Source organism: Corynebacterium sp. UMB8791 (genome assembly GCF_054166365.1).
In genome coordinates this window covers 10,928-24,424 of the sequence record NZ_JBSZCG010000115.1, presented here as the reverse complement: position 1 = coordinate 24,424, position 13,497 = coordinate 10,928, and the positions used below count along the sequence as shown (strand labels likewise).

The following is a 13,497-nucleotide window of genomic DNA, read 5'->3' as shown; positions in this document are numbered from 1 at the left end:
GAGTGTAGAGTCTAGCGGTCCCAGACTCCTGCGAGAATTTCCATCGAACGCAGCGCCTCTTCATGCGTTGGGGCCTGCAGCGAAATCATCAACTCGTCCGCGTGCGCGGTGGCGGTGAAGTCGGTGAGGTAGTCGCGGACCTGATCGCCGGTACCGGCCGCGGTGTAGCGCAGCATGCCAATAATCTGTTGGCCCTGTGGGGAGCGCACAACCTCGTCGAGCTGCTCGTCGTTGAGCATGGTGCCGCGGCGGCCGATCATGGCGCGCACCCGGTTGCGGTGCACCAGGTGGGTCTGGCGCTCGGCGTCCTCGGCGGTGTCCGCAGCGGTGACGTTTACGGCCGCGATGCAGTAGGGCTCCGGGTAGCGCTCGGACGGCTCGTAGTTCTCCTTGTAATACGCCGTGGCCTGCTCCAGCATGTTGGGCGCGAAGTGGGAGGCAAACGAGTACGGCAGGCCGAGCTTCGCTGCGAGCGATGCCCCGAACATCGAGGAGCCGAGGATGTACAGTGGCACGTTGGTGCCTGCGCCCGGCACGGCGGTCACCCCGGCCAGCGGGGAGTTGTCGCTCAACCACGCCTGTAGCTCGAGCACGTCTTCCGGGAAGTGCTCGGCCGCCCGCGGGTCGCGCCGCAGCGCCCGGCCGAGCGTTTGCTGGTCGGTGCCCGGGGCGCGGCCAAGCCCGAGATCAATACGGTTAGGGTAGAGCTCCTCGAGCATTCCGAACTGCTCCGCAACCACGTACGGGGAGTGGTTCGGCAGCATCACTCCACCTGCGCCGAGCCGAATGCGCTCGGTTTTCGCCCCGATGTGGGCAATAAGCACTGAGGGCACCGAGGAGACAATGCTGTGCATGTTGTGGTGCTCGGAGTACCAAATACGCGAATACTCCAGCGATTCCGCCTTCTGCGCGAATGCAACGGAACGCTGCATTGCGTCGGCGACGGACTCGCCGGAGTATCTGGTGCAAAAATCAATCAGTGAGAGTGGGGTAGACATGGCCCCACACTACGCGTTGACGTCCTCCGCGTGTTGCTTCGGGCGGGCCAGGTCCACGACCAGGCCGATGACGAACGCCACCGCTACTGGCAGAACCCAGCCCAGGCCAGCATCGTGCAGTATGGACCAGCTGACCAGCGGGGTCAGGGCGTCGGCACCCCAGCCGAGGGAAATGAAGGTCTCGATTGCGGACCAGACCACAGCAACCCAGATCGGCAGGAAGAACGCCCAGCGGAAAGCCATGTGGCGCTTGAACGCTGGCTCGACCAGGGTGACGAAGATCAGGGCAATGGCCGGCGGGTACAGGAAGCCGATGACCGGTGCGGCAATCGTCATCACGAAGTCCAGGCCCTGGGTCGCGATGACCATCGAGGCGATGGTGAAGATGACCGCCCACGTGCGGTAGGCGCCACCAAACTCGGTGGAGAAGTACTCTGCGGTCGCGGTGATCAGGCCGACTGCGGTGGTCAGGCAGGCCAGCAGCACGATCAGTGAGAAGATGACCTGGCCCGCCTGGCCCATCGTCAGGTTGGAGGCTTCAGCCAGCAGGCCAGCGCCGTTATCGAACTGGTCGGAGTCCGGCATCACGCGACCGATCATGCCCAGCCCGACGTAGATGAGTGCCAGCAGCGCGCCCGCACCGACGCCAGCTGCGATGGTGCCGTTGACCAGCTTCTTGCCCTCAGGGAAGCCCTTCGAACGCAGCGTGGAAATCACGACAATGGAGAAGGCCAGCGCGGCGATGGAGTCCATCGTCAGGTAGCCCTCCAGCAGGCCGGTCGGGTACGGGCCGGACTGGTAGTGCTCCGAAGGGGCGGAAGGCTCTACGTCCCAGCGGAACAGCGAAACGGCGATCATCACGACCAGCAGGATGACCAGCGCCGGAGTGAGGAACTTACCGAGCTTTTCCATGATGGTGTTCGGGTTCCAGCTCAGCGCCAGGGCAATGCTGAAGAAGATGACGTTGAACACGCCCGAGGCGAACAGGCCGGACACACCGAACAGCGGGGTGATGGCCGTTTCCATCGACACCGCGCCGGTACGTGGCAGCGCGTAGAACGCGCCGATGGACAGGTAGGCGAGCACCGGGAAAACGACACCGAAGATGCTGCCGGCGCGCTGCGCGAGGTCGCGCACGTTCGTGCCGGACAGTGCAATCGCGATGACCGCCAGCACCGGCAGCAGGGCGCCGGTGCTGAGGAAGCCGAGGATGGCAGGCCAGAAGTTATCGCCTGCCTGGACGGCCAGGATTGGTGGGAAAATCAGGTTGCCGGCACCGAAGAACATGGAAAACAGTGCCAGCGCGGTGACGACGACCGCCTGGGTGGAGTTCCCCTGTTTCGTGCCCGTTTGAGCGTTCTGTGTGTGGTCCATTGCCACACAGTACAACACACAGCGAAAAAATGGGAAATCTTTTCCATTCTGTGAGACGTTTATACGAGTGTTTCGATCGCCCTCAACGGAATCTCCACCCAATCTGGGCGGTTGTTCGCCTCGTACACCACCTCGTACGCAGCCTTATCCACCACGTACGCTGCAAGAACAGGGTCCTCGCTCGCGGGGGCAGTGCCGTAACCCTCCAGCAGCTTTTCGACGTGCTCCCGCTCCCAGGCAGCGTCAAAGTTGCCCACAGCCGCGGCGTACCCGTAGGAGCGGATCATCCCAGCTACGTCCCGCAGCGGGTGATCCGGCAGACGGCGCTCCTGCAGCGGACGGGCTGGCTCGCCCTCGAAGTCGATGAGGAACCACTGGGAATCTGTCTTCAGCGTCTGTCCAAGGTGGAGGTCGCCGTGGACGCGCTGCGTGGTCAGGGGTGTCGTGGCGGTGGTGGCGGAGCTAGCGTCGAGAAGCGAGTAGAGCTTCAGGATGCGCTCGCGGTACTGCTCGAGCACCGGCGCGCGCTGGATGTAGGAGTCCAAGTGGTGCGTGAGCCGTGTGCGCAGGGACGACGGGCTGGCGGTCTCGGTGGGGAAGGCCTCGGCGAGCGCGGTGTGCACCTGGCGGATCGCCGTGCCGAGCGCCTTGGTGTCGCTGGTGTCGAGCGTGCCGCCTGTGGCGAGCACGAAGCCGTCGGTGCCGCCCACGATGCAGTCCTGCTGCATCGCAAGGGTCTGGCCGTCGCGGGTGGCGTAGCCGCGCACCGCGGCGACCGCGGGGCAGTCCGCGATCTGGCTCAGCAGCTCAACGTCTGGGTTCAGCCCGTCCTCGAGGCGGCGGAACACTTTGACGATGTGCTCGCCGACCACCAGTGAGGTGTTGGACTGCTCGGCACCGAGCGGGCGCGCGCCGGAGGAGTCGATGATGCCCTCTACCGCGCCAAACGTTGCGACGTTAGCCAGGTAGGCCTCGGCGCCTTCGGGAGTGTGCAGGACGTCGTGGGTACCGGTGGCGTCGACAAACACTTGGTAGTGGTCGACCGTGCCACCGTGGTGCACCGCGAGAATCTGCCAGGTGAAGTGCTCCCCGGTGGTGGGAGAGGTGACGTCTTCCGCGGCGACGACGTCGATGGCGTCGACCGGCTCGGACTTCGCGCCGTAGAAGCGCTGCGCAGCAATATCAATCATGTGACCAATGTTAGGAGATATCGAACCAGAAGAAGCCATGTGGCGCGAGTGTGCTCAGCCACGGCAGCTCACCGATGGCCGGGAACTCCTCGCCGCCGGTCAGCTCGCGGGGCACCACACCGTTGTAGTGCGACAAGTCCATCTCGACGGCCTGCGGGCGCGAAGACATGTTGTGCACGCACAGGATCCGCTCCCCCTCGTACTCGCGGATAAACGCCAACACCTGCGGGTTTGTGTGGTCAACCTCGATGTAGGAGCCTCGGCCGAACGCGCGGTACTGCTTGCGGATCATGATCATCTGGCGCACCCACTGCAGCAGCGAGTTTTCCAGCTTCATCTGGGATTCGACGTTGACAATGTCGTAGCCGTACTGGTCGTTGCGCACCGGCGGCAGGTAGAGCCGCTCCGGATCCGCCTTGGAAAAGCCGCCGTTGCGGTCGTTCGACCACTGCATCGGGGTGCGCACACCGTCGCGGTCAGGCAGCCAGATGTTGTCGCCCATCCCGATCTCGTCGCCGTAGTACAAAAACGGCGAACCGGGCAGGGACAGCAGCAGCGCGTGCGCCAGCTGCAGGCGCCCGCGGTGCCCACCCAGCAGCGGAGCAAGGCGCCTGCGGATGCCCACGTTGGCGCGCATCCGCGGCTCGAACGCGTAGTTCTGGTACATGAACTCGCGCTCCTGGTCCGTCACCATCTCGAGCGTGAGCTCGTCGTGGTTGCGCAGGAACATGCCCCACTGCGCGGATTCGGGAATCGGCGGCGTCTCGCGCAGGATATCGACGATCGGCTGCGCCAGCTCCTGGCGAATCCCCATGAAAATGCGCGGCATGACCGGGAAGTGGAACGCCATCTGGCACTCGTCACCCTCGCCCTCACCGAAGTAAGCGACGACCTCCTCCGGGAGCTGGTTCGCCTCCGCGAGCAGGAAGCGGCCCGGGTACTCCTCGTCGAACAACGCGCGGACCTTCTTAATGAACTCGTGCGTCTCCGGCAGGTTCTCCGAGGAGGTGCCCTCGCGCTCGAAGAGGTACGGGATGGCGTCGAGGCGGATGCCGTCCATCCCCAGGTCCAGCCAGAAGCGGATGACGTCCAAAATCTCCTGCTGGACCGCCGGGTTGTCGTAGTTCAGGTCCGGCTGGTGGGAGAAGAAGCGGTGCCAGAAGTACTGCTTGCGCACCGGGTCGAACGTCCAGTTGGACTCCTCGGTGTCAATGAAGATGATGCGGGTCCCGGCGTACTTCTCCGGGTCATCCGACCACACGTAGTAATCCCCGTACGGGCCCGACGGGTCGCGGCGAGACTCCTGGAACCAGGGGTGCTGGTCGGAAGTGTGGTTGATCGGAAAGTCTGTGATGATGCGGATCCCGCGGCGGTGGGCGGCGTCGATAAGGGAGACGAAGTCTTCCACCGTGCCGAACTCCGGCAGCACCTTGCGGAAATCCCGGATGTCGTAGCCGCCGTCCTTCAGCGGCGAGTCGTAGAACGGTGGGATCCAGAGGCAGTCGACGCCGAGCCACTGCAGGTAGTCCAGCTTGGACTCCAGGCCCTGGAGGGTGCCGGAGCCGGTGCCGTTCGGGTCGAAGAAAGCGCGGACCAGCACCTCGTAAAATACTGCGTCCTTGTACCACTCCGGGTCAGGGCGCTCCCACGGCTCGGCGGCCGGGGTGGGTGTGGAGAAGTCGGTGGCCTGCGGGGTAGGAAGTTTGTCGTTTTCGTTCATGCTTCCTCACAGTAGCTTGATTGCCTCAGCCATGCGCTGGACGGCTTCCTGCAGGATCTCGGGCGAGGTGGCGAAGTTGAGGCGCGCCTTGTGCGCGCCGCCGGGCCCGAAGCTGGTGCCCTCGTTGAGCGCCACGCCCGCGTGTTCCAAGAGCCATTCGGCCGGGGTCTCGGTGGTGAGCTTCGTGCCGGAAAAGTCCACCAACAGCAGGTAGGTCGCCTCCGGGACGGGGAAGGTGATGCCGGGGATCTGCTTCGGCAGCTCCTCGACGAGCCAGTCGCGGTTCGCCCGCAGCTGCTCTACCTGCTGGTCTAGGTACTCGGTGCCCTGCCCGTAGCAGGCCTCCGCAGCCACGATGCCCAGCGTGCCCGTGCCTTCCTTTGTGATGTTGGACAGCGCGTTCCAGGTAGCCACGTCCTCATCGTTGGAGAAGAGTATCTGCGCGCACTTCAGGCCTGCCACGTTCCAGGCCTTCGACGTCGCCGTGATCGTGATGCACACGTCCGGGTTGTGCTCGGCGGCGCACACGTGGCTGCCCTCGTAGACGATCGGGGCGTGGATCTCGTCAACGATGACGCGGCCCCCGTAGCGGCGCGCGATGTCGCAGATCGCGTCGAGCTCCTCGCGGCTGAAGATGTAGCCCCACGGGTTCATCGGGTTGGTCACGATAATGGAGCCGGCACCGTTGCGAAACGCCTCCTCGACCTCTGCCAGGTCCAGGCCGCCCTCGCTGCCGACGTCCACGCGATTGCGCCCCGCGGTTGAGGCGATCTCGAGGAAGGGGAAGTACGCCGGCACGGGCACGATGACGTCGCCTTCGGTGAAGTGCTCGATCGCAAGCAGCACGCCGCGCACCACGTCGGGGACAGTAAAGATGCGTGCAGGGTCCGGCCGCCAGCCGTAGCGCTGGGCGTAAAACTCGGAGACGTTCTTTGCCAGGCACTGCGCGCGCGGGGCGGGCGTGTAGCCGAGGCATTCGCGTTCGACGGCGTCGAGCACCGCCGCCTTCACAGGCGGGGCGGTGGGGAAGTCGCTTTCGGCGATAAACAGTGGCAGCACGTGCTCGTCGTGCACGGTCCACTTGCGGGTACGGCGGTCGCGGAGGGTGGAAAGGTCTGGGAACTTCATGTCCCACGACTGTAGTCAGGCCACCCTCACACGCCACAGGCCCGCGAGGTTGCTACTCCTCCTCGCTGTCGTCGGTGTGGAAGCCGAAGGCCTGTAACCTGGCACGATCCGCCGCCGAGGAGGACGCGGTGAGCCGCAGTAGCTCTGAATAAATACCGCCGGAGACCGCAAGCTCCGCAGGGGTGCCAATTTCGTCGATGCGGCCGTCGCGCAGGGTGATAATGGTATCGACATCCGCGATGGTGGATAGTCGGTGCGCGATCATGATGGTGGTGCGGTCCTCCATCAGCGCGTCGAGTCCTGCCTGCACGGCGCGCTCCGCCTTCGTGTCGAGGGCGGAGGTGGCTTCGTCGAGAATCAAGATCGGCGCGTCCTTCAACATCGCGCGCGCGACCGCGACGCGCTGGCGCTGCCCGCCGGACAGGCGCAGGCCACGCTCGCCGATGACGGTGTCGTAGCCTTCGGTGAACTTCATGATGAAGTCGTGCGCGTTGGCACGCTTAGCCACCGCGACCACCTCGTCCATCGTCGCGTCCGGCTTACCGTAGGCGATGTTCTCAAACACCGTGCCCGAGAACAGCGCCGCCTCCTGGAACACCACGCCCGTGGTCGCGCGCAGCTTTTCGACGCCCAGCTCCGCCAGATCCTGCCCGCACACCTTCAGGGTGCCTTCCTGGATAGGGTAGAGGCCCAACAGCAGGTTCACGATGGTGGACTTGCCACCGCCGGACTCTCCGACCAGGGCGACCTTCTCTCCAGCGTGGGCGCGAAAGCTCATGTCGTGGATGACGGGCTCGCCTGGCTCGTACTCGAAGGTGACTGAGTCGAACTCCACGACGGGCTCGTGGACTGGCAGCGGGCGGTGCTTTACAACGGTGAGCTCCGGCACACCTGAGGTCTGGGTCGCGGCGACGAGCTCGCGGTTCGCGGTGGGCTCCACCAGCTCGTCCATGACCTGGAAGTAGTCGCGGGAACCAGCGACGGCGCGCTGGGCACTGTCGACGATCCAGCTCAGCATCATCACCGGCTGACGGGCCATGGTGATCAGCTGGATGAGCATGACCATGTCGCCGATACTGAAGTGGCCCTGGATGGTGCGCACGAACAGGATCATGTAGATCCCCATGAAAATCAGCGACATCGCCAGCCCGCGCAGGGCGTCCATGGAGTGCCACCAGCGCGACTGCGGGCGGGTGATGCTCACCGTGTTGTTGTAGTGGTTGCCGAACTTGTCCAGCTCGCGGACCTCCGCCACGTATGACTTGGTCACCTTGACCTGGCCGACGACCTCCGCGAAGCGCCCGTTCGCTTCGTCGATCTGCGCGTTCTTCTCCGCCTCCCACTTCTGCCACCGCTTCGAGGTCAGCGCCGTCAGCCACGTGTAGATGGGGAAGAGCGCCAGCAGCAGCAGGGTCAGCGGCCAGTAGTAGAAGGACGTGATGATAAGGATGGCGATGATCTGGATGATCATCGGCAAGAAGTTGTTGGAGAAGGACTGGATGAACTGCGTCACCGTGGCAATCGAGCGGTCCAGCCGGGCGATGATGGTGCCGGTGACCTGGGTGTCGAAGTAGCGCTGCGGCAGCGACAGCAGCTTGGCGAAGTAGCGGGTGGACAGGATCTGTCGGATCCGCGCCGCCATGATGTCGCCGAGGTAGCCGGAGACGTTCTTCGCCAGCCCACTGAGCGAGGTCGCGATGAACAGCGCGAATGCGAGCCACAGCACGGTGCGCACTGGGTCGGCGGGCGCGTTGGCTGACTCGTTGATGGCGTCGACAATTGTGTCGGTGGCCTCGCGCACGATGAAGGGAGAAATCAGCCCGAGGCCTGCAACAACCGTCGAGATGATGACGATGGCGAGGTAGAATGGCCACAGGGCGGAAGCGCTTCGTAACACACGGGTGAGAGATTGCATAGGTGGCCCAGCGTAGCGCGGCCGGGTGAAACTCGTACAATAGTGACCAATTGTTTTCGCTTGAACCATATGAAAGGGCACCGATGCGCCACCACACACTGTCAGCTGCGGTCTTGCTGCTCGTTACTACTCTCACGCTGGGCGGGTGCGTGTCTGAGGATGACACCGCAACATCCACTGACATCGAGGTGACGACGCCCACTGGCGCCCCACAGCCGGAGTTCCACCAAGAGCAAGTGGACCCGGTGACCTCCACAGAGATCACCGGCGAGCGCGTCGATGACCCGAAGATGGAGCTGTCCTACAAGTGGCAGGGCAGCAGCTACGGCACCGGCGCCGGCAGCATCATCGTCGTGGCAGTGACGAACAAGAGCGACGTGCCAATGCCCGTTGACGTGCTCAAGCCGAAGCTGCGCTACAACACCGGCAACAACAAGTTTGTCGACGCCAACCCGATCAGCGCCGAGCAGGCAGGGGTAGACATCCTCGGCGTGGACCGCCCGCTGGGTCCGGGGGCAACCACGAACGCGAAGTACGCCTTCGACGTGACCCCGGATGGCCTGTGGGATGCGGAGTTTACGATCGGCAACGTGAAGTTCAAGGGGAACCTGAATAACTAATGCGCGAAGAAGTAATCCTGCTGAGCGACGACGGGTCCCCGATCGGCTCCGCGGACAAGGCCGCAGTCCACACCGGGGAAACCCCGCTGCACCTGGCGTTTTCCTGCTGGCTGTTCAACGAGGACGGCCAGCTGCTGCTCACCCGGCGCGCGTTGGGGAAGAAGACGTGGCCCGGGGTGTGGACGAACTCCTTTTGCGGCCACCCCGGCCCCGGCGAGGACGTGCCGACGGCGATCCTGCGCCGCTCGGTCGAGGAACTGCGCTTGCCGGAGGGGGCTGTGCTGGACGTAAAGCCGGTGCTGCCGGAGTTCCGCTACCGTGCGGTGGATTCCTCCGGCATCGTCGAGTACGAAATCTGCCCGGTGTACTCCGCGCGCCTGGCGCCGGGCCACGAGGCTGTGGACCCGAACCCGGACGAGGTGGACTCGTTGCACTGGGCCGACCCCGCCGACGTTGTTCGCGCGGCAGACGCGACCCCGTTCGCGTTTTCGCCGTGGCTGGTCGAAGAGCTGGCGGATAAGCGGCTGCGCGCTGTACTGGAGCGCGCCGGGCGCTAGCCTACTGGTTGAACGCCTCCCGAACGCTGCGCAGCGGATCCTCCACGACGGTCGTGGTGTCCGCGCTGAGCGAGGCGCGCAGGACGTTTCGGCCCGGGCGGTAGGTGGGCCAGTCGGCCTGCCCGCTGCAGATGTAGCTGTAGACAAGCTGGCCGATGTGGGTCGTAGGCTCTCCGAAGAGCGTCTCGAGCTCGTAGCTGTGTCCAAGCGGGGTATCTGCGCAGAACTCGATCTGACGGATGTCTGCAGGGCCGTGCTCGCAGGCGTCGTCGACCCAGCGACGGATCAGTGCGTCCGATAGGAACCTGCCCGCGAGTTTGCCGGGGTCCGTGGTTCGTGCGGCCTCGATGTAGTTGCGCCGGGCCGCCGCGCTTTTGGCGCCGAAGAATCGGCCGAAGCAGCGGATGAACGTGGCACCAAAGGCGTTGAAGCCCTCGCCGGCCTGGTGGAACTCCTCGCGGGTGGAGGTGACCACGATTGGTACGTCGGCGAGCTCCGCAGGCTCGAAGGGTGCCGGGCCAAGGGCGATGTCGTGGAAGTACTGGGTGCGGAAGCGCTGGTAGGCGCGCTCAATGGCGTCCGGGCGGCGCTCGGCCAACCAGTTGAGGTCGAGGCGCGTCAGCGCCGTGCCGAGCGCCCCGCGCGCCGCCCACTTGCGCTGCGCAAAGGGCACGCGCGGAAACGCGGGGGACAGCGCCAGCACGCGCCGGAATGCTCCCTGGTAGTGGTCGCGGCGCGCCAGCCAGAGCGCCAGCGCCGCCCCCGCCGAATGCCCGACCAGCGTGACGTTGGTTGGGTCGCCGCCGAAGTGCTCGATGTTGCGCAGCACCCACCGCAGCGCCTCCTGGCAGTCCTCCACCGCGCGGAACGACGTGTCATTGGTGAAGGGGAGCAGTCCAGGGAATTTTCGACGGTACCCCACCCGCACCTGCACGACGCCTTGCTTCGCGAACGCCTCCGGCTGGGAGGTGGTCTCACAGTGGTTGCCTTCCTCGAAGCGGCCGCCGTGCAGATAGACCATCACCGGGTAGTCGTCGAGGGCCCGCGCTGTTGCCGGGGTGGTGATGCTCAGCCCGATGGTGTCTGGGTGCGGCGTGGTGGCGTCGATGAGATGACCCTCGGGGGCGGGGCGTGGGGGATCGAAAGGGACGTCGATACGCGAGTAGGGGATGGAGTAGAACTCGCGGGTGGCTGTGGTGGCGGTGCCGGTGATCGCGCCGGCGGGGCAGGTGATGGTGACGTCCATGACAGGCCAGTGTAAACGCCACCAAGATACTGGGATAATCAATTGGATAATTGACGAAAGCTGTGGGTTGGTTTACCTTAGTCTGCATGCGTACAGAACACGCCGATATCCTCGGCTTTCGCAGACACCGAATGAAAGCGACCGCCTGGGCGATCGGCCTGAGCGTGGCGCTCGTTTTCACCTTTATTATGTGCGTGGGCTACGGCTCCGTTCCCGTCGCGCCGAGCGAGACGCTCAACATCATCTCGCACCATTTCTTCGGCACCCCGCTTGAGGTGGAGCCAGTGAAGAACACCATTGTGTGGGACATCCGCATGCCCCGCGCGGTGCTCGGCATGTTCGTCGGTGCTGGGCTCTCGATCGCAGGTGCGATCCTACAGACGCTCGTGCGCAACATGCTCGCGGACCCGTACATCCCGCGCGAGTGTGCGGTGGATGTTTTTGTGACCTTGAAGTTTCATTAGTGTGCGACGCCTGTTTGTGGCCAGGTGTCGAAAATGTACTGTATGGGCTACGGCGTGACGGCTCGTAAATGTGCAGGCGGGAGAATTGTCTACCGTGTTTCATATGTTTTTGTCGGGCTAATTAGGATGCGTGTTTTCGGGAAACTTTGAAGTAGCATCAGGGCGATTTTATTGCCTCCGAAAGGACACCCCTCATGCGAAACTTTGGAGCGTCCCGCGCCGCCCGCCGACGTGCGCTGATCGCCGGAACCATCATCTGCTCACTCGCGCTTAACGACGCGCCCGCTCTCGCGGCGGACCCGCACCCCGCTGTAGAGCAGGCACAAACTGAAAATGACGCCATCGCCGCCGGCCGCGTCACCTCGCTGGAGCAGATCGAGCAGCAGCAGGTGCAGGGAGTCGTGCAGGGCCGCGCAGTGCTGGCCACGGACGCCTACTCGCTGAATGCGCAACAGCAGGGACTCGGAAACGGCTACACCGTCTACCTGCAGTGGATGGACAACACGTCCCCGGCGTCCCCAGTCTTTACTGCGGGCACCCACACACTTGCCGACGGCACCCCTCCGGGAGAAGGCTACTTCGTCTTCGACAACCTCGACTGGGTTGACTCCGAAGGCACCCTGCACCGCTTTGCCCCGGAATCTGGAGGCAAGCGGACTCGCTACAAGCTGTGGCTGCGCCCCAACCAACAAGGGCCCGCCGGCAACACCCTAGTCACGCTGCGTCAGGGACCAGGCTCCGGTGTCGGATTCATGAGCCCCGACACCGACGAGCTACTCGGCGCCAAAGTCATCGAAGGCTCCGCACTGACACACGCCCATATCTACGCCGCCGAACAACCCGCCACCGCCGACGCCCCCTTCGCGTTCGCCCGCCCGCGCGCTGAGTGGCAACTCGATGAGCAAGGCCCCGCCGGAGATCGACCACAGTACTCAGTCTCCGGCGTGGTGTACTGGTCCAGCATCAACCAGGAAGACGGATTCCCGCGCAAAACTGAAGGCCAAGATGGCGACGGCCACTACGTGGTGATGAGCCGCTTGAGCGAAGAGGGCGTCGAAAAGCTCAGCGAGGCCACCGGCGATGTCGCAGACCCTGCCGAGCTTTCCCGCGCACAGGCCGCATACCTGCGCGAATACCCCGAAGCGATCGCTGAAACCGTGATGGCAAAGGTCGAGCACGGCCACTACACCGTGCGATTCAGCGGACGCGTAACCGAAGACTCGCTGTACGGCTTCGTCGTCGCAGGCTCGAAGCACTCCGGGCCAACGCAGCAGGTGCTCCCGGCATACTCGGGATGGTCCGTGCCGATGTTTGGCCCCGCTGGCGAACACTCCGTACTCCCGGCGGCCCAGTATCGCGCGGAAGGCATCTTCGCCGCCGACGGCGTCCACTTCGCCCTCGTCCCCGACGCCTCCGACCCCCGCCTCCACCTCAGCGCCTCCACCGGCCTGCACCGCGCCGCGCCTGGAGCCGACGTGCACCCCTTCGTAGAAATGGTTTCCGCACTTGGCCAGTCCGCCGACATCGAGTGGACCAACGCGCGAGGCGAAATCGTCGGTGCCTGCAACGACGACAACCTCAACAGCTGCTCCTTCACCGTCCCCGACGACACCCCCGACGGCACCACCTTCCAGGGTCGATTGATGCTCGAGTCCCAAATTGTGGACTCCGCGCAATTCGCAGTCAGCGCCAAACCACTCGCCGAGGACTACCAGCCGGAATGGCAGCCAATCACCGTCGAAGCAGGGAAGCGCACCACGGCGCCGGCACCCACACTCGCTCCCACAGGTCGTCCCGCGCCTGACGACGTCAGCTTCGCCCGCGACGCCCACACACAAGATTGGGTCACCGTGTCCGCCGATGGATCCCTCACCGTAACCCCGCCCGCCGGGACAAAAGCCGGGCGCCACGACGTCCGGGTTTTGGTTACCTACCCGGACCAGTCCACCGAGACGGTTACTGCCGCTGTGACAGTGTCCGCGGCTGAGGCTGAGGCCACGCCGTCGAGTTCGGCGCCGAGTGTGGTGCCAAGCGTGGTACCAAGCGTGGTACCGCCGAAGCCAACGACGTCCGCCCCGCGGACAACTGCAACCACGAAGCAGTCCGCGCCGCGGACAACTACGTCTGTTACGTCTGTTCAGCCGAGCGTTGAAAGTTCCACGCCGCGGATAACCGCGACCACCAAGCCGTCCGCCTCGCGGACAACTACGTCTGTTCAGCCGAGCGTTGAAAGTTCCGCGCCGCGGACAACCGCAACGACGAGACCATCGGCTACGACGTCGGCT

11 protein-coding genes are annotated in these 13,497 nt (G+C 64.6%); 4 read left to right on the top strand and 7 right to left on the bottom strand.

Annotated elements, in window-relative coordinates:
* Positions 1–11: 11 nt before the first annotated feature.
* The 6 genes from ACXIUA_RS06495 to ACXIUA_RS06470 are packed head-to-tail and all read right to left on the bottom strand — an operon-like array spanning position 12 to position 8,325.
* The gene (locus ACXIUA_RS06495) at positions 12–998 is read right to left on the bottom strand and encodes an LLM class flavin-dependent oxidoreductase (RefSeq protein WP_256000934.1); all 987 of its coding nucleotides are present in this window, start codon (positions 996–998) and stop codon (positions 12–14) included.
* 9 nt (positions 999–1,007) lie between these two features.
* Entirely contained in the window at positions 1,008–2,372 is a 1,365-nt protein-coding gene (gene brnQ / locus ACXIUA_RS06490) for a branched-chain amino acid transport system II carrier protein (protein WP_256000935.1), read from the bottom strand.
* Between the two features lie 59 nt (positions 2,373–2,431).
* Positions 2,432–3,562, bottom strand: coding sequence for a phosphotransferase (locus tag ACXIUA_RS06485; RefSeq protein ID WP_256000936.1), 1,131 nt, complete (start codon positions 3,560–3,562; stop codon positions 2,432–2,434).
* A 10-nt stretch (positions 3,563–3,572) separates the two neighbouring features.
* Positions 3,573–5,282: a maltose alpha-D-glucosyltransferase gene (treS, locus tag ACXIUA_RS06480; RefSeq protein ID WP_256000937.1), complete on the bottom strand. Its 1,710-nt coding sequence runs from the start codon at positions 5,280–5,282 to the stop codon at positions 3,573–3,575.
* 6 nt (positions 5,283–5,288) lie between these two features.
* Positions 5,289–6,410 carry a MalY/PatB family protein gene (locus ACXIUA_RS06475; RefSeq protein ID WP_070478020.1) on the bottom strand — a complete coding sequence of 374 codons (1,122 nt, stop codon included), beginning with the start codon at positions 6,408–6,410 and terminating at the stop codon, positions 5,289–5,291.
* A 52-nt stretch (positions 6,411–6,462) separates the two neighbouring features.
* Complete coding sequence (locus ACXIUA_RS06470; protein WP_070478019.1) at positions 6,463–8,325, bottom strand: ABC transporter ATP-binding protein; 1,863 nt, start codon at positions 8,323–8,325, stop codon at positions 6,463–6,465.
* Positions 8,326–8,474: 149 nt separating this feature from the next.
* Here ACXIUA_RS06470 and ACXIUA_RS06465 point away from each other — a divergent pair, with 149 nt between their 5' ends.
* Entirely contained in the window at positions 8,475–8,945 is a 471-nt protein-coding gene (locus tag ACXIUA_RS06465; RefSeq protein ID WP_240492791.1) for a hypothetical protein, read from the top strand.
* On the top strand, positions 8,945–9,502 hold the full coding sequence (gene idi / locus ACXIUA_RS06460) for an isopentenyl-diphosphate Delta-isomerase (protein ID WP_070478018.1): 558 nt from the start codon (positions 8,945–8,947) through the stop codon (positions 9,500–9,502). Before ACXIUA_RS06465 ends, idi begins: the two co-directional genes overlap by 1 nt.
* Before the next feature lies 1 nt (position 9,503).
* On the opposite strand, the gene ACXIUA_RS06455 is transcribed toward idi, so the two are convergent.
* Entirely contained in the window at positions 9,504–10,748 is a 1,245-nt protein-coding gene (locus tag ACXIUA_RS06455) for an alpha/beta fold hydrolase (protein WP_457976408.1), read from the bottom strand.
* 86 nt (positions 10,749–10,834) lie between these two features.
* On the opposite strand from ACXIUA_RS06455, the gene ACXIUA_RS06450 reads away from it, so the two are divergent.
* Both ACXIUA_RS06450 and ACXIUA_RS06445 read left to right on the top strand, forming a co-directional pair.
* Positions 10,835–11,212: an iron chelate uptake ABC transporter family permease subunit gene (locus ACXIUA_RS06450; protein ID WP_457976407.1), complete on the top strand. Its 378-nt coding sequence runs from the start codon at positions 10,835–10,837 to the stop codon at positions 11,210–11,212.
* 194 nt (positions 11,213–11,406) lie between these two features.
* Positions 11,407–13,497, top strand: a 2,091-nt coding sequence (locus ACXIUA_RS06445; protein ID WP_457976406.1) for a Rib/alpha-like domain-containing protein, incomplete at its 3' end; no start/stop codon positions are given.